Source organism: Paraburkholderia sp. RL17-381-BIF-C (assembly GCF_046026435.1).
Classification (GTDB): domain Bacteria; phylum Pseudomonadota; class Gammaproteobacteria; order Burkholderiales; family Burkholderiaceae; genus Paraburkholderia.
The window spans coordinates 21,214-36,514 of record NZ_JARESX010000040.1 but is presented as its reverse complement, the minus strand read 5'-3'; the positions used below and the strand labels follow the sequence as shown (position 1 = coordinate 36,514).

15 protein-coding genes and 1 pseudogene are annotated in these 15,301 nt (G+C 65.0%); 10 read left to right on the top strand and 6 right to left on the bottom strand.

What is annotated here, in order from left to right; all coding sequences use genetic code 11:
- Positions 1-109: 109 nt before the first annotated feature.
- The 5 genes from P0D70_RS23145 (at position 110) to purH (ending at position 6,064) form a co-directional block, all read left to right on the top strand.
- Complete coding sequence (locus P0D70_RS23145; RefSeq protein ID WP_408186169.1) at positions 110-1,516, top strand: aminopeptidase P N-terminal domain-containing protein; 1,407 nt, start codon at positions 110-112, stop codon at positions 1,514-1,516.
- 17 nt (positions 1,517-1,533) lie between these two features.
- Positions 1,534-2,925, top strand: a complete 1,392-nt coding sequence (locus P0D70_RS23140; RefSeq protein ID WP_408186168.1) for a UbiH/UbiF/VisC/COQ6 family ubiquinone biosynthesis hydroxylase — start codon at positions 1,534-1,536, stop codon at positions 2,923-2,925.
- A 229-nt stretch (positions 2,926-3,154) separates the two neighbouring features.
- Complete coding sequence (gene dusB, locus P0D70_RS23135) at positions 3,155-4,213, top strand: tRNA dihydrouridine synthase DusB (protein WP_091799223.1); 1,059 nt, start codon at positions 3,155-3,157, stop codon at positions 4,211-4,213.
- A complete protein-coding gene (locus tag P0D70_RS23130; protein ID WP_006049915.1) occupies positions 4,210-4,443 on the top strand; it encodes a Fis family transcriptional regulator in 234 nt (77 codons plus the stop codon). Before dusB ends, P0D70_RS23130 begins: the two co-directional genes overlap by 4 nt.
- Positions 4,444-4,498: 55 nt before the next feature.
- Positions 4,499-6,064 carry a bifunctional phosphoribosylaminoimidazolecarboxamide formyltransferase/IMP cyclohydrolase gene (gene purH, locus P0D70_RS23125; RefSeq protein ID WP_091799220.1) on the top strand — a complete coding sequence of 522 codons (1,566 nt, stop codon included), beginning with the start codon at positions 4,499-4,501 and terminating at the stop codon, positions 6,062-6,064.
- A 250-nt stretch (positions 6,065-6,314) separates the two neighbouring features.
- On the opposite strand, the pseudogene P0D70_RS23120 reads toward purH, so the two are convergent.
- A pseudogene (locus P0D70_RS23120) lies at positions 6,315-6,554 on the bottom strand (hypothetical protein).
- 139 nt (positions 6,555-6,693) lie between these two features.
- On the opposite strand from P0D70_RS23120, the gene ruvC reads away from it, so the two are divergent.
- The 4 genes from ruvC (at position 6,694) to P0D70_RS23100 (ending at position 10,084) form a co-directional block, all read left to right on the top strand.
- On the top strand, positions 6,694-7,236 hold the full coding sequence (ruvC, locus tag P0D70_RS23115) for a crossover junction endodeoxyribonuclease RuvC (protein WP_007180437.1): 543 nt from the start codon (positions 6,694-6,696) through the stop codon (positions 7,234-7,236).
- A gap of 109 nt (positions 7,237-7,345) precedes the next feature.
- Positions 7,346-7,927, top strand: coding sequence for a Holliday junction branch migration protein RuvA (gene ruvA, locus P0D70_RS23110; RefSeq protein ID WP_091799214.1), 582 nt, complete (start codon positions 7,346-7,348; stop codon positions 7,925-7,927).
- Between the two features lie 119 nt (positions 7,928-8,046).
- Positions 8,047-9,111: a Holliday junction branch migration DNA helicase RuvB gene (gene ruvB / locus P0D70_RS23105; RefSeq protein WP_095418265.1), complete on the top strand. Its 1,065-nt coding sequence runs from the start codon at positions 8,047-8,049 to the stop codon at positions 9,109-9,111.
- A gap of 31 nt (positions 9,112-9,142) precedes the next feature.
- The gene (locus tag P0D70_RS23100; protein ID WP_408186167.1) at positions 9,143-10,084 is read left to right on the top strand and encodes an oxygenase MpaB family protein; all 942 of its coding nucleotides are present in this window, start codon (positions 9,143-9,145) and stop codon (positions 10,082-10,084) included.
- A 229-nt stretch (positions 10,085-10,313) separates the two neighbouring features.
- Here the strand turns inward: P0D70_RS23100 and P0D70_RS23095 are convergent, their stop codons facing one another.
- From P0D70_RS23095 to tyrS, 3 genes are all read right to left on the bottom strand, one after another.
- The gene (locus P0D70_RS23095; protein WP_408186166.1) at positions 10,314-10,985 is read right to left on the bottom strand and encodes a histidine phosphatase family protein; all 672 of its coding nucleotides are present in this window, start codon (positions 10,983-10,985) and stop codon (positions 10,314-10,316) included.
- A 118-nt stretch (positions 10,986-11,103) separates the two neighbouring features.
- The gene (gene dtd / locus P0D70_RS23090; protein ID WP_134457836.1) at positions 11,104-11,562 is read right to left on the bottom strand and encodes a D-aminoacyl-tRNA deacylase; all 459 of its coding nucleotides are present in this window, start codon (positions 11,560-11,562) and stop codon (positions 11,104-11,106) included.
- A 31-nt stretch (positions 11,563-11,593) separates the two neighbouring features.
- The gene (gene tyrS / locus P0D70_RS23085; protein ID WP_408186165.1) at positions 11,594-12,838 is read right to left on the bottom strand and encodes a tyrosine--tRNA ligase; all 1,245 of its coding nucleotides are present in this window, start codon (positions 12,836-12,838) and stop codon (positions 11,594-11,596) included.
- A 206-nt stretch (positions 12,839-13,044) separates the two neighbouring features.
- On the opposite strand from tyrS, the gene P0D70_RS23080 reads away from it, so the two are divergent.
- Positions 13,045-14,175, top strand: a complete 1,131-nt coding sequence (locus P0D70_RS23080; protein WP_408186164.1) for an anhydro-N-acetylmuramic acid kinase — start codon at positions 13,045-13,047, stop codon at positions 14,173-14,175.
- Positions 14,176-14,257: 82 nt separating this feature from the next.
- Here P0D70_RS23080 and erpA read toward each other — a convergent pair whose 3' ends face one another.
- Positions 14,258-14,623, bottom strand: a complete 366-nt coding sequence (erpA, locus tag P0D70_RS23075) for an iron-sulfur cluster insertion protein ErpA (RefSeq protein WP_013340463.1) — start codon at positions 14,621-14,623, stop codon at positions 14,258-14,260.
- A 278-nt stretch (positions 14,624-14,901) separates the two neighbouring features.
- Entirely contained in the window at positions 14,902-15,294 is a 393-nt protein-coding gene (rpsI, locus tag P0D70_RS23070) for a 30S ribosomal protein S9 (RefSeq protein ID WP_011489810.1), read from the bottom strand.
- Between the last annotated feature and the right edge of the window lie 7 nt (positions 15,295-15,301).

The following is a 15,301-nucleotide window of genomic DNA, read 5'->3' as shown; positions in this document are numbered from 1 at the left end:
ATGCAGCCTCGCTGTGGGCGGGTTGCAACGGCGCCGCGGACACCTTCGCCCCCGCTCGCGTCAGTATCCCGCGCAAAATAACTCCGTGCATGGGCGCTACAATCGCACGATGAACCAGCCGACCGAACCCACCATCGCCATCGACGTCTACCGCACGCGCCGTGAGCGCGTACTCGCCGCGCTCCGGGCGGCGGGCGGCGGCGTCGCCATCGTCCCCACCGCACCGGAAGCGCTGCGCAACCGTGACGCCGATTATCCCTATCGGCACGACAGCTATTTCTACTACCTGACCGGCTTCACCGAACCCGAGGCGTTGCTGGTGCTCGACGCCAGCGCCGCGCCCGGCGCGCCGGCTTCGGTGCTGTTTTGCCGCGACAAGAATGTCGAGCGCGAGACGTGGGAAGGTTTCCGCTTCGGCCCGGACGGCGCGCGCGCGGCATTCGGTTTCGACGCGGCGTTCGCCGTCGGCGAAATCGACACGCAGCTGCCGCGTCTGCTCGCCGACAAGCCGGCGCTGCACTATGCGCTCGGCACCTCGCCGCAACTGGACGAACGGGTGCGCGGCTGGCTCGACGCGGTGCGCGCTCAGGCGCGCGGCGGAGTCGCCGCACCGGCCGCCGCCCACGATCTCGTTCCGTTGCTCGATGACATGCGGCTCATCAAGGACGACCACGAACTCGCCATCATGCGCCGCGCCGGGCAGATCTCGGCCCACGCGCATCGTCGTGCAATGGCCGCGTGCCGTCCCGGCGTGCGTGAATATGAACTCGAAGCCGAACTGCTCTACACGTTCCGCAAATTCGGCGCGCAGGCGCCGGCTTATACGTCGATCGTCGCCGCGGGCGCGAACGCCTGCGTGCTGCACTACCCGGCGGGCAGCGCCATTGCACAGGACGGCGACCTGATCCTGATCGACGCGGCCTGCGAACTCGACGGCTACGCCTCCGACATCACGCGCACGTTCCCCGCGAGCGGCCGCTTCACGCCGGCGCAGCGCGAGCTGTACGACATCGTGCTGGCCGCGCAGCAGGCCGCCATCGACGCCACCCGCGCCGGCGCCACCTTCGACGACCCGCACCAGGCCGCCGTGCGCGTACTGTCGCAGGGCTTGCTCGACACCGGCATCATCGAGCGCGCAAAGTTCGCCTCGCTAGAAGACGTGATCGCGGAGCGCGCCTACGCGCCTTTCTACATGCACCGCACCGGCCATTGGCTCGGCATGGACGTGCACGATGTCGGCGACTATCGCGAACGCGGCGCGCCGCGCGACGAAGCGGGCGCGTTGCCGTGGCGCACGCTGCAGGCGTCGATGACGCTGACCATCGAGCCCGGTCTGTATATCCGGCCGACCGAAGGCGTGCCCGAGCGCTACTGGAACATTGGCATTCGCATCGAGGACGACGCCGTCGTCACGCCCACCGGCTGCGAGCTGATGACGCGCGAAGTGCCGGTCGCCGCCGACGAGATCGAAGCGCTGATGCAGGAAGCCCGCGCGGCTCGCGAAACAAGCAAGTAATAGGGAAGTAATCCGCAATGAACGATGTTTCCCAGTCGACGGTGATCCTGAAGCCCGCCGCGGCCGGCCAGCCTTTCGATTTCGACGTGACGATCGTCGGCGCCGGTCCGGTCGGGCTGGCGCTGGCCGGCTGGCTGGCGCGCCGCAGCGCGACACGGGAGCTGAAGATCGCGCTCGTCGACGCGCGCGAGCCGGAAGATTCGATCGCCGATCCGCGCGCCATCGCCGTGTCGCACGGCAGCCGGATGATCCTGGAGCCGCTGCGCTGGCCCGCCGACGCGACCGCGATCCAGCGTATCCACGTCTCGCAGCGCGGCCACTTCGGCCGCACGCTGATCGACCACAGCGAGCACGGTCTGCCGGCGCTCGGCTACGTGCTGCGCTACGGCTCGATCGTCCACGGTCTCGCCGAGGCGGTGCACGCCACCTCCGTGCACTGGTTCCGCTCCACCTCGGCCGGAGCGCCGACGCAGGAACGCGACGGCGTCACGCTGCCGATCGAAACCGCGGGCGTCACGCGGCAGTTGCGCACGCGCATTCTGGTGAATGCCGAAGGCGGCCTGTTCGGCGACCAGAAGTCAGGAAAAGGCCTAGTCAAACGGAACGACCAGGGAGCCGGCATGAATGTGGGCGAGCACGCCGGCCACCATGCGAACGGCGAAACTCGCGACAACCGAGCCGCCAGCACCGAGGCGACAAGCGCCGGTCAGCAAACCGGCCGGAACGGCGCGGCCGCACGGCGCGCTGGCCGAGCCGCCGTCGAACCGGGCTCGCGGGACTACGGCCAGACCGCACTCGTCGGCACGGTGACCGTGTCGGCGCCGCAACCGCACGTCGCGTGGGAGCGCTTCACGTCGCAAGGCCCGATCGCGTTGCTGCCAATGGGCGGCGTGCGCGGCGCCGATTACGCGCTGGTCTGGTGCTGCGCGCCCGAGGAAGCCGCGCGCCGCGCGCAGCTCTCCGACGAAGCCTTCCTCCAGGAACTCGGCGCCGCATTCGGCGACCGCATGGGCCGTTTCACGCATATCAAGGGGCGCGCGTCGTTCCCCTTGGGAATGAATGCCGTGGAAACGCTCGTCAACGGGCATATCGTCGCGATCGGCAACGCGGCGCAGACGCTGCATCCGGTAGCCGGTCAGGGCCTGAATCTGGGACTGCGCGACGCACACTCGCTCGCCGACGCCCTCTCGGCGGAAGGTCCGACGCCGCTCGCGCTGGCCACCTTCGCGCAACGCCGCGCGCTCGACCGCCGCATGACGATCGGCGCCACCGACACGCTCGCGCGTCTCTTCACCATCGACTTCGCGCCGCTCGCGATCGTGCGCGGCCTCGCCCTGACCGCTCTCGAATTCCTGCCACCGGTGAAAACCGCGCTGGCACGGCAAATGATGTTCGGACAACGCCGCTAGGCGCGCTGCTCGCCCGCGCCGCGCCGCCTTTTTGCTACACACGGAAGGTGCCGCGCGGGCGGCGCCGGTTCTATGAAACGGCGCACTTTCATAGAAGATTTAATGGGTTACGACAGACACATGTCGGGTGTCGGCTATCCGTTAACGCTAAAATAGCGGTTTTCCCTCGCATTTCGCGAGTGCTCCGATTGACAGAAACTGAGCAATCGGCCGCGCGCGCGTTCACGTCATGCCCACTCTCGGCTCCCACAATCTGCGTAATAACCTGTTCGTCGCGCCCATGGCCGGCGTGACCGACCGTCCGTTCCGCCAGTTGTGCAAGCGGCTGGGCGCGGGCTATGCGGTGTCGGAAATGGTCGCCTCGAACGCGCAGTTGTGGAAAAGCGAGAAGACCATGCGGCGCGCCAATCACGCGGGCGAGGTCGAGCCCATCGCCGTGCAGATCGCCGGCGCCGATCCGGCCATGATGGCCGAAGCGGCCCGCTACAACGTGGCGAACGGCGCGCAGATCATCGACATCAACATGGGCTGCCCGGCCAAGAAGGTGTGCAACGTGGCGGCGGGTTCGGCTCTGTTGCAGAACGAGCCGCTGGTGCAGCGCATTGTCGAGGCGGTGGTCGGCGCGGTGGGCGTCGGCCCCGACGCGGTGCCCGTCACGCTCAAGATCCGCACGGGCTGGGATCGCGAGAACAAAAACGCGCTGAACGTCGCGCGTCTGGCCGAATCGGCCGGTATTTCGATGCTGACCGTGCACGGCCGCACGCGCGCCGACCTGTATCACGGCGACGCCGAATACGAGACCATTGCCGCGGTGAAAGCGGCGGTGCGCATTCCGGTGGTCGCCAACGGCGACATCACGTCGCCGCACAAAGCCCGCGAGGTGCTGGCCGCGACCGGCGCCGACGCCATCATGATCGGCCGCGCCGCGCAGGGGCGCCCGTGGCTGTTCCGCGAGATCGAGTATTTCCTGCAAACGGGTGAAATGCTGCCGCCGCCGCGCATCGACGAAATCCAGCAGGTGATGAACGAGCATCTCGAGGATCACTACGCCTTCTACGGCGAATTTACGGGCGTGCGCACTGCGCGCAAGCACATCGGCTGGTACACTCGCGGCCTTTCTGGCGCCAACGTGTTCCGGCATCGCATGAATACGCTGGACACCACGCGCGAACAACTCCTCGCCGTCAACGAGTTCTTCGACGCACAAAAGGCGATCTCCGACCGCCTCGTGTATGTCGACGAAACGCTCAACCCGGGCGAGGACCCAACCGACCGACTAGCAGCATGAGCAAGAACAATATCGAACAATCTGTCCGCGACAGCCTGGGGATATATTTCCAGGACCTCGACGGCTCCAATCCGCACGACGTCTACGATATGGTGATTTCGTGCGTGGAAAAACCCCTGCTCGAAGTGGTGCTCGAGCAGGCCGGCGGCAATCAGTCGCTGGCCGCCGAGTATCTCGGCATCAACCGCAATACGCTGCGCAAGAAGCTGCAACAGCACGGTTTGTTGTAGCGCGTTGTAGTTTCTTGCGCCCTGCCACGTTTCCCTTCGGCTTTTCGTCTTCATCATGATCAAGCAAGCGCTCATCTCCGTTTCCGACAAGTCCGGCATCGTCGACTTCGCCAAATCGCTGTCGGACCTCGGCGTCAAGATCCTGTCGACCGGCGGCACCGCGAAACTGCTCGCGGACGCAGGTCTCTCCGTCACCGAAGTCGCCGATTACACGGGCTTCCCGGAAATGCTGGACGGGCGCGTGAAAACGCTGCATCCGAAGGTGCACGGCGGCATTCTGGCGCGCCGCGACCTGCCGGAACACATGGCAGCGCTTGAAAAGCACGACATTCCGACCATCGACCTGCTGGTCGTGAATCTGTACCCGTTCGTGCAGACTGTGTCGAAAGAAGAATGCTCGCTGGAAGACGCGATCGAGAACATCGACATTGGCGGCCCGACCATGCTGCGCTCGGCCGCGAAGAACCATCGCGACGTGACGGTGGTGGTCGATCCGGCCGACTACGCGGTCGTGCTCGACGAGATGCGCGCGAACAGCAACGCCGTGTCGTACAAGACGAACTTCCGCCTCGCCACCAAGGTGTTCGCGCACACCGCGCAGTACGACGGCGCGATCACGAACTATCTGACGAGCCTGACCGACGAGTTGCAGCATTCGTCGCGCAACGCTTACCCGGCCACGTTCAACCTGGCGTTCAACAAGGTGCAGGACCTGCGCTACGGCGAAAACCCGCATCAGAGCGCGGCGTTTTACCGCGACCTGGCGGTGCCGGCGGGCGCCCTGGCGAACTACAACCAGTTGCAGGGCAAGGAACTGTCGTACAACAACATCGCGGATTCCGACGCAGCGTGGGAATGCGTGAAGACCTTCGACGTGCCGGCGTGCGTGATTGTCAAGCACGCGAATCCGTGCGGCGTGGCAGTCGGCGCGGACGCCAACGAAGCGTACGCGAAGGCATTCCAGACCGATCCGACCTCGGCGTTCGGCGGCATCATCGCCTTTAACCGCGAAGTGGATGAGGCAGCGGCGCAAGCGGTGGCCAAGCAGTTCGTCGAAGTGCTGATCGCCCCGTCGTTCAGCGCCGAAGCGCGCCAGGTGTTCGCGGCGAAGCAGAACGTGCGTCTGCTCGAAATCGCGCTGGGCGAAGGCCATAACGCATTCGATCTGAAGCGCGTGGGCGGCGGCCTGCTGGTGCAGTCGCTCGACTCGAAGAACGTGCAGCCGCGCGAATTGCGCGTGGTCACGAAGCGTCACCCCACGCCGAAGGAAATGGACGATCTGTTGTTCGCATGGCGCGTGGCGAAGTACGTGAAGTCGAACGCGATCGTGTTCTGCGGCAACGGCATGACGCTCGGCGTCGGCGCGGGCCAGATGAGCCGCGTGGACTCGGCGCGCATTGCGAGCATCAAGGCGCAGAATGCCGGTTTGACGCTGGCGGGTTCGGCCGTGGCGTCGGACGCGTTCTTCCCGTTCCGCGACGGCCTCGACGTGGTGGTGGCGGCAGGCGCGACCTGCGTGATCCAGCCGGGCGGCTCGATGCGCGACGACGAAGTGGTCAGCGCGGCGGACGAACATAACATCGCGATGGTGCTGACGGGCGTGCGTCACTTCCGGCATTGATTTCAGATTCGCGGGCGGCGCAGGTTTCTTGATGAGACTGCGCCGTGTGGCGAGAACTGAGCTTGGAAAGACGGCCTGGCGGATTCTCCGCCGGGCCGTTTTCTTTGGCGCGGCGTTTGTGGCGGGTATGCGCCGCGTTCGTTGCGTCTTCATGCCGTTTCGATGCCGTGCTTGTTCCGTGCTTGTTCCGCGCTTGTGCCGTGTTAGCACCGCGCTCGTAAAGCATAATCGCCGCCCCTTCACGCCCCGCTCAGTCGTCCACTTCCTTTCTCGCATAACCTCCGCTCACCTCCGCGTGCTGGCTGATATAAGTGCCGAGCCCCTGCCCACGCCGCGCAAGACGTTTGAGCGCGGCAACATGTCATTCGCCAATACTCGCTTCCGTGTACCAATACACAACCCCCGGCCTGAAGCGGACCGCGACAAAATCGTCGCCGATTTCATAAGCCTCGACGCCCGAGTCGCCGCTGAGATTCCGATAGCGCTCCATTCGCGAATACCTCCCCCACGCCGCCTTACACCACACACAGCAGTTTTTATTCCGCTGACATCGCCGCGCGCCGTCCGCCGCGCAGCGCGTGTGTTGTAGTATCGCAAGCACCTGGTTTTTACCGCTCCTGCGGCACCTCATGAGAATTCTCGGCATCGACCCCGGCCTGCGCGTGACCGGCTTCGGCGTGATCGACCAGAGCGGCCACACGCTCAGCTATGTCGCGAGCGGCGTCATCAAAACCGCCGACGCCGATCTGCCCTCGCGTCTGGGCACCATCTTCGAAGGCATTTCGACGCTCATCCGCCAGCATTCGCCGGATCAGTCGGCAATCGAAAAAGTGTTCGTCAACGTCAACCCGCAGTCCACCTTGCTGCTTGGCCAGGCGCGCGGCGCGGCCATCTGCGGACTGGTCGCGGGCGGCGTGCCGGTTGCCGAATACACGGCCCTGCAATTGAAGCAGGCTGTGGTGGGCTATGGCCGCGCCACCAAGGAGCAGATGCAGCAGATGGTGGTGCGCCTGCTCAATCTCTCCGGCGTACCCGGCACCGACGCCGCCGACGCGCTCGGCATGGCGATCTGCCACGCGCACGGCGGCACGACGCTGAGCACGTTGGGCGGCATCGCGCCTTCGCTGGCCAAGAAAGGTTTGCGCGTGAGACGCGGACGCCTGGTCGGATAGCGGCCGATGCGGCATCGCGCACATCAACCGCGATTGCGCATCACTCGCAGGCCACTCGCCGCTCACTCGCTGCGCTACACTCGCCCTTTCTCTCAAGATTGAATCCGCCATGATCGGTCGCATTGCCGGCGTTCTGCTGGAAAAAAACCCGCCGCATCTGCTCGTCGATTGCAACGGCGTCGGTTACGAAGTCGATGTGCCGATGAGCACGTTCTACAACCTGCCCTCAGCCGGCGAACGCATCGTATTGCTCACGCAGATGATCGTGCGCGAAGACGCGCACCTGCTGTACGGATTCGGCACCGCGGAGGAACGCTCGACCTTCCGCGAACTGCTGAAGATCTCCGGCATCGGCGCGCGCATGGCGTTGGCGGTGCTGTCGGGCATGAGCGTTCACGAGCTCGCACAAACCGTCACGATGCAGGACGCGGCGCGTCTAACGCGCGTGCCGGGCATCGGCAAGAAAACGGCGGAGCGGCTGCTCCTCGAACTGAAGGGCAAGATCGGCGCCGACCTTGGGGCGATGGCGGGTGCGGCGTCGGCATCCGACCACGCCTCCGATATCCTGAACGCACTGCTCGCATTGGGTTACTCCGAAAAAGAAGCATTGGCGGCCGTCAAAAACGTGCCGGCCGGCACCGGTGTTTCCGAAGGCATCAAGCTGGCGTTGAAGGCGCTGTCCAAGGGCTGACGTTCGACCGTCGTATTCGGCAGCGAGGCAACGAATGAAGCTTCGCACATGCCGGCGAGCCGCGCACCCTGGCCATTCGGCCGAGTTTCGCGGCGAGCGGCTCGCGGTACAATGTCCGCATGATCGAAACCGACAAACTCGCCGCCGAGCGCATCATCGCGGCCACGCCCGTCTCGCCGAACGAAGAAGCGTTCGAGCGCGCGTTGCGCCCGCGCCAGCTCGAAGAATATGTCGGGCAGGAAAAAGTCCGCGGCCAGCTGGAAATCTTTATCGAGGCCGCCAAACGCCGCTCCGAATCGCTCGACCACGTCTTGCTGTTCGGGCCGCCGGGCCTCGGCAAGACCACACTCGCGCACATCATCGCGCGGGAAATGGGTGTCAATCTGCGGCAAACGTCGGGGCCGGTGCTTGAGCGCGCCGGCGACCTCGCCGCGCTGCTCACCAATCTCGAAGCCAACGACGTTTTGTTCATCGACGAAATCCACCGGCTCTCGCCGGTCGTCGAGGAAATTCTGTATCCGGCGTTGGAGGATTATCAGATCGACATCATGATCGGCGAAGGGCCGGCCGCGCGCAGCGTGAAGCTGGACTTGCAGCCGTTCACGCTGGTCGGCGCGACCACGCGCGCGGGCATGCTGACCAACCCGCTGCGCGACCGCTTTGGTATCGTGGCGCGGCTCGAGTTTTATAACGCGGAGGAGCTGGCGCGCATCGTCACGCGTTCTGCGTCGTTGCTGAATGCGCAGATCCATCCGGACGGCGCGTTCGAGATCGCCAAGCGCGCGCGCGGCACGCCGCGGATCGCGAACCGCCTGCTGCGGCGCGTGCGCGACTTCGCCGAGGTGAAGGCAGACGGCAACATCACCGCGCAGGTGGCCGACGCCGCGCTCAAGATGCTCGACGTGGACGCGGTCGGCTTCGACCTGATGGACCGCAAGCTGCTCGAAGCGATCCTGCACAAGTTCGACGGCGGCCCGGTTGGCGTCGACAATCTGGCGGCGGCAATCGGCGAAGAGCGCGACACGATTGAAGACGTGCTCGAACCGTATCTGATCCAGCAAGGCTTCCTGCAGCGCACGCCGCGCGGCCGCGTCGCCACGCTGCTCACCTACCGGCATTTCGGCCTTGCCGCGCCCGACTCGTCGAGCGCCCTGCCAAGCCTGTGGGACTCGGCCGCGACCTGAGCCGACACGCGTAGCGCGAGACCGAATCAGGATGTCCGACCAAACCAGCCAGCCCAACTCGCGTAGCGGTTTCTCGCAGTTTCTCACCCGCAGGCTCCGCTCGAAGCTGGCAGCCGGTGTCACGCATCTGACCAGCGGCAGCGGCCCCACGCTCGACTATTCGTCGCCTCCGGGCGACCCCGGCCTGTTCGGCCCGCATTCGGTTTGCTGGAAAGTCCACGCCGATTTCACGTCGATGATGACGGGCGGCATCAGCGCGCTCCTGCTCCAGGCGTTGCATCCGCTCGCGCTCGCCGGCGTGTGGGACCATTCGACGTTTCGCACCGACATTCTCGGCCGACTGCGGCGCACCGCGACTTTCATCGCGGGCACGACGTATGGCAACCGGCACGACGCGCTCGTGCTGGTGGAGCGTGTGAAGCGCATCCATCTCGGCGTCAGCGGCGTTGCGCCTGACGGCCGGCCATATCGCGCGAGTGAGCCAGCGCTGCTCACATGGGTGCATGTCGCCGAAGTGTCGAGCTTCATGACCGCGCATTTGCGCTATGTGAATCCGCTGCTGCCCATGGCCGCGCAGGATCAGTACTTCGCCGAAACCGCACGGATTGCCGAAATGCTCGGCGCGACCAACATTCCTCGCTCGCGAGCGGAGATCGACGCTTACTTGCTGGCAATGCAGCCTGAACTTGTGGCAAGCGAGCGCACACGTGAAGTCGTGAGGATTTTGATGAACACGCCCGCCCCGAGTGCGTCGATGCGGCCCGCCGGCGTGTTGATGCTCAACGCCGGCGTCGACCTTCTGCCCGATTGGGCGCAGGCGATGTTGGGACTACAGCGCTACGCGGCACTGCGCCGTGCGGTGGCGAGGCCCGGCGTGCGGCTGGTCGCGCCGGTGATCCGCTGGGCGCTGGTGAACGGCGTGTCAAAGCGGGCGCGCCGCCGGGTGGCCGCGGGTGGGCGCGAGCCGGAATAACGCAGCCGGACGCGGCTCGCACGAGCGCAAACAACTCACGTCGGCAGGTTGAATCTCGCCGATGGAATATGTGCGCAAACCGCGAGCCGATTGCCAGCTCAGCGAACGGCGATCGGCACGCATGCAAGCTGACTTGCCAACGGTCGGCAACGCCAATGCGCGCCAGGTTCGCGAACGGTCCAAGTCGGCCGCCGCGCAAACTCACACCACCCAACCGGGCACGCGCCGATCAACGCCCCGGCTCTGCCGGCTTCCTGAAGCTGTCGTCCTCGCTCGGCGAATCGAGATGCGAGACATCCGCCCACGTCACGATCGTCGCGTGGCCGTCGCCGAAATCCACCGTATTCACGCTCGTGTTCAGCAGCGGGTAGTCACGCGGCGCATCGAGCGGCAGACCGCAGGCAAAGCGCCGCACGCAATCAAGCACGCCGCCATGCGCGACGCAGGCAATCCGCCCGCCAGGATGCGCGGCCACGAGCGGTTCGATCGCGTGCAACACGCGATGGTAAAGCGCGCGCTGCGACTCGCCGTCCGGCGGTGAGAAGCCAGGATCTCGTGTCTGCCAGTGCGCGTATTCGTCGGGGAAACGCAGCGCGATCTCGTCGCTGTCATGGCCCTGGAAAGCGCCATACGAACGCTCGCGCAGGCCTTCGCGCAACTGCAGCGGCAAGCCCAGTGTGTCGGCGACCGGCTGCGCGGTTTGCTGCGCGCGTTGCAGGTCGCTCGAATAGATCGCGTCGAGCCGCGCGCCCTGCTTCGCCTCATGAGCGAAGCGGCGCGCGAGTCGTTGCGCCTGTGCGAGGCCCGTGGTCGCAAGCGGAATGTCGATGTGGCCTTGAATGCGCTTGATGCGGTTCCAGTCGGTCTCGCCGTGCCGGATGAACAGAATCTGCGTCGTCATGGGATGAAAGTGGGCGCCATTGGCCGGTTATGCCGAGCCGCTATTGTCGCAAAAAGCGGCTGGAGGGCGGAAAGGTCGCTGCGCGCCGCAGCACGCATGCGGGAACGACGGCAGAAGATCAGGCGTTGGTCTGCAGCCAGAACGTGACCGGCCCGTCGTTGACGAGCGACACCTGCATATCGGCGCCGAATTCGCCGGTCTCGACGATCGGATGTTTCGCGCGCGCTGCCGCGACGAAATAATCGAAGAGGCGCTTGCCTTCATCCGGCGGCGCGGCCGGCGTAAAGCTCGGACGCAGGCCGCTGTTGGTGTCCGCGGCCAGCGTGAACTGCGACACGAGCAGCAGGCCGCCCGCGCGCCCGGCGCCGTCGAGATTTTGCACGGAGAGATTCATTTTGCCGGCCGCGTCGCTGAAGACGCGGTAGCCGAGCACCTTGGCGAGCAGCCGGTCGGCCGCCGCCTCGGTATCGCCGCGTTCGGCGCATACCAGTGCCAGCAGGCCGGCCTCGATCGCGCCGGTCACCCGGTCGGCCACGCGCACTTCCGCGCGCCGCACGCGTTGAATCAGCGCGATCATCGGTTCGACGCCAGAGGCGATACTCGACTCATCATGCCGTCAGCGTGACGCGGGCAAAACGGCGTTTGCCGACTTGCACGACGTACTCGCCGGCTTCGACTTTCAGTCCCTTGTCCGACACGGTCGTGCCATCGATCTTCACACCGCCCTGCTCGATGTTGCGCAGCGCTTCGCTCGTCGACGGCACGAGGTTGGCCTGCTTGAGCAACTGGCCGATCGCGAGCGGTGCGCCCGCGAGCGTCACGGCCGGGATATCGTCCGGCACGCCACCCTTCGCACGATGGTTGAAGTCTTCGAGCGCGCGTTCGGCGTCGGCTTGCGAGTGGAAGCGCGCAACGATTTCCTGGCCGAGCAACACCTTGAAGTCGCGCGGATTACGGCCTGCTTCGATTTCCTTCTTGAAGCCGGCGATTTCTTCCATTGGCCGGAACGACAGCAGTTCGAAGTAACGCCACATCAGCACGTCGGAAATGCTCATCAGCTTGCCGAACATGTCGGTCGGCTTTTCGCTGATGCCGATGTAGTTGTTCTTCGACTTCGACATTTTCTCGACGCCGTCCAGCCCTTCGAGCAGCGGCATGGTCAGAATGCACTGCTGTTCCTGGCCGTATTGCTTCTGCAATTCACGGCCGACCAGCAGGTTGAACTTCTGGTCCGTGCCGCCGAGTTCGAGGTCCGCATTCAGGGCGACCGAGTCGTAGCCTTGCATGAGCGGGTACAGGAACTCGTGGATCGAGATCGGCACGCCGCCCTGAAAACGCTTGGTGAAATCTTCGCGTTCCAGAATCCGCGCCACCGTGTAGCGCGACGCGAGCTTGATCATGCCGTCGGCGCCGAGCGGCATCGACCATTCGCTGTTGTAGCGAATCTCGGTCTTGTCGCGGTCGAGCACGAGCGCGGCCTGCTCGAAATACGTCTTCGCGTTCGATTCGATCTGCTCGCGCGTGAGCGGCGGGCGCGTGGCGTTACGGCCCGACGGATCGCCGATCAGCGACGTGAAATCGCCGATCAGAAAGATCACCGTGTGGCCGAGATCCTGCAACTGGCGCATCTTGTTCAACACGACCGTGTGGCCGATGTGGATGTCCGGCGCGGTCGGATCGAGCCCGAGTTTGATACGCAGCGGCTTGCCCGTCGCCGCGCTCTTCGCGAGTTTTTGCGCGAATTCGTCTTCGATCAGCAGTTCGTCGACCCCGCGCTTGGTGACGGCGAGGGCGTGACGGACTTCGTCGGTGATCGGGAAGGCAGGGCTGGGCTTGGTGGACTCGGTGCTCATGCTGGAAACTTGAAGTCGCGAAAAAAGGAGATTGTCCCATAGATGCGCGCCGCCGCGCCCATCGACGCAGCCGCAGGCGGGCCGCGGACACGCGATTTCCGCGTCCGGCGCCGTGCCGCCGGCATTGCTGCGCTTTATATTCGGCCGCGCTTCACCCGATAATCTGCTACAACGGATCGCAACGAACCATCGAGAGGAGCAGCAACGTGGCGCAAGACCCCGCAGACGGCGTCTACTTTGGATTGATGTCCGGCACGAGCATGGACGGCGTGGACGGCGTGGCCGTCAGGTTCGCGCAAGGCAAGCCGCCCGTCGTGCTGGCCGAAGCGTTTGTCGGCTTTGCCGCGGGCCTGCGCGAGGCATTGTTCGCGCTCCAGCAACCCGGAGACAACGAGATCGAGCGCGAGGCGCTGGCCGCCAATGCACTCGCCACGCGTTACGCGGTGTGCTGCCACGAACTGCTGCACGGCAGCCGCGTACCCGCCGCGGAGGTGCGCGCGATCGGCGTGCATGGGCAGACGGTGCGGCATCGGCCGGAAAAGGGTTACACGCGGCAAATCAACAACCCGGCGCTGCTCGCGGAAATGATGCATATCGACGTGATCGCCGATTTCCGCAGCCGCGACGTGGCGGCCGGCGGCCAGGGCGCGCCGCTCGTGCCGGCGTTTCACGCCACCGTGTTCGGCGCGAAGAACGAAACACGGGTGGTCTGCAATCTCGGCGGGATCAGCAATATCACGATTCTGAACGCGACCGGCAGCGTGCGCGGCTTCGATTGCGGGCCGGCTAACGCACTCCTCGACGAATGGGCGCAGCGCCATCTGGGCAAACCGTTCGACGAAAATGGCCACTTTGCGGCGGGCGGCCAGGCGGATCGCACGCTGCTGAACGCCCTGCTCGACGAGCCCTTTTTCAGCCAGCAGCCGCCGAAAAGCACCGGCCGCGACCTGTTCAATGCGCAATGGCTCGACGCGAAGCTGCAGCCGTTTGCCGCGCTTGCCCCCGCCGACGTTCAAGCGACGCTGGTTGCGCTTACCGCGGTGACGGTCGCGCGCGAAATCGAGCGGCATGCGTCGGACGCGCGAGCGGTCTATGTGTGCGGCGGCGGCGCGCGCAATCCGGAGATCATGCGGTCCTTGCAGCAGGCGCTGGAGGACAGCGGCGTGAGCGGCGTTCCCGTCATGACGACCGATGCGCTCGGCGTGCCGCCGAGCCAAGTGGAGCCACTGGCGTTCGCGTGGCTCGCGATGCGCTGCGTGGCGCGTCGTCCGGGCAATTTGCCGGCGGTGACGGGCGCGTCCGCCGAGCGCGTACTCGGGGCAATCTACCCGCGTTGAGCGCGGCGCAGATTTTAGCGCAGGCGATAAAAAACGGGGCCGAAGCCCCGTTTTTCACAATCTGATGCTCAACAACTGGCCGTCAAACCGAGAACGATGAACCGCAACCACAGGTGGTCGTGGCGTTCGGGTTCTTGATGACGAACTGCGCGCCGTTGATGTCGTCCTTGTAGTCGATCTCAGCGCCCACCAGATACTGGTAGCTCATCGAATCGATCAGCAGCTGGACGCCGCTCTTGTTCATGACGGTGTCGTCTTCGTTGACGGCTTCGTCAAAAGTAAAACCGTACTGAAAGCCCGAGCAGCCGCCGCCCTGCACGAAAACGCGCAGTTTGAGGTCCGCATTGCCTTCTTCTTCGATCAGTTGCTTGACCTTGTCAGCCGCTGCGTCGGTAAAAACGAAGGGGGCGGGCATCTCGGTCACGGGTGTTTCGGTGACTGCGTTCATTCGAACTCTCCAAAAAGCTTCTAACCGCTATTGTAGGGCTGATCTCGATATCGTGCCGAAGCCCACAAAGTCAATGGGTTCTTACAGAAATCAACGACAGGCGCATTTGCCCCCACCAGCCCGTCAGAGCGGGATAAATCGCCACTCCGGCGACGAGTTCGTTGCCGCAATTGCCGCACCAGCAGCGAGCCGCGAACCCATGAAAAAAGCCGCCTTCGCGAAAGCGTTGGCGGCTTTTGCAGCGCACCGGCCCGAAAGCCGGTTTGCACCCGAAACGATTAACGCTTCGAGAATTGCTTCCGGCGACGCGCCTTGTGGAAGCCGACCTTCTTACGTTCGACTTCACGAGCGTCACGCGTGACGAAACCAGCTTTCGACAGTTCCGGCTTCAGCGTTGCGTCGTAGTCCATCAGCGCGCGGGTGATGCCGTGGCGAACCGCACCGGCTTGACCCGTTTCACCGCCACCCGTCACGTTGACCTTGATGTCGAACGTAACGCCGTGGTTCGTGAGTTCCAGCGGCTGACGCACGATCATCAGCGACGTTTCGCGCGAGAAGTAATCGGCGATAGGCTTGCCGTTCACAACGATATCGCCCTTGCCTGCCTTGATGAAGACGCGTGCGACGGCGCTCTTGCGGCGGCCCGTGCCGTAATTCCAGTTACCGATCATGTGGGCT

Excerpts from the sequence above, each read along its gene's own strand:
- ruvC (WP_007180437.1), top strand. The coding sequence starts at position 6,694 with ATGAGAATTCTCGGCATCGACCCCGGCCTGCGCGTGACCGGCTTCGGC.
- dtd (WP_134457836.1), bottom strand. The coding sequence starts at position 11,562 with ATGATCGCGCTGATTCAACGCGTGCGGCGCGCGGAAGTGCGCGTGGCC.
- P0D70_RS23145 (WP_408186169.1), top strand. The coding sequence starts at position 110 with ATGAACCAGCCGACCGAACCCACCATCGCCATCGACGTCTACCGCACG.
- erpA (WP_013340463.1), bottom strand. The coding sequence starts at position 14,623 with ATGAACGCAGTCACCGAAACACCCGTGACCGAGATGCCCGCCCCCTTC.
- purH (WP_091799220.1), top strand. The coding sequence starts at position 4,499 with ATGATCAAGCAAGCGCTCATCTCCGTTTCCGACAAGTCCGGCATCGTC.
- ruvB (WP_095418265.1), top strand. The coding sequence starts at position 8,047 with ATGATCGAAACCGACAAACTCGCCGCCGAGCGCATCATCGCGGCCACG.
- tyrS (WP_408186165.1), bottom strand. The coding sequence starts at position 12,838 with ATGAGCACCGAGTCCACCAAGCCCAGCCCTGCCTTCCCGATCACCGAC.
- dusB (WP_091799223.1), top strand. The coding sequence starts at position 3,155 with ATGCCCACTCTCGGCTCCCACAATCTGCGTAATAACCTGTTCGTCGCG.
- P0D70_RS23130 (WP_006049915.1), top strand. The coding sequence starts at position 4,210 with ATGAGCAAGAACAATATCGAACAATCTGTCCGCGACAGCCTGGGGATA.
- P0D70_RS23095 (WP_408186166.1), bottom strand. The coding sequence starts at position 10,985 with ATGACGACGCAGATTCTGTTCATCCGGCACGGCGAGACCGACTGGAAC.
- P0D70_RS23100 (WP_408186167.1), top strand. The coding sequence starts at position 9,143 with ATGTCCGACCAAACCAGCCAGCCCAACTCGCGTAGCGGTTTCTCGCAG.
- ruvA (WP_091799214.1), top strand. The coding sequence starts at position 7,346 with ATGATCGGTCGCATTGCCGGCGTTCTGCTGGAAAAAAACCCGCCGCAT.
- P0D70_RS23140 (WP_408186168.1), top strand. The coding sequence starts at position 1,534 with ATGAACGATGTTTCCCAGTCGACGGTGATCCTGAAGCCCGCCGCGGCC.
- rpsI (WP_011489810.1), bottom strand. The coding sequence starts at position 15,294 with ATGATCGGTAACTGGAATTACGGCACGGGCCGCCGCAAGAGCGCCGTC.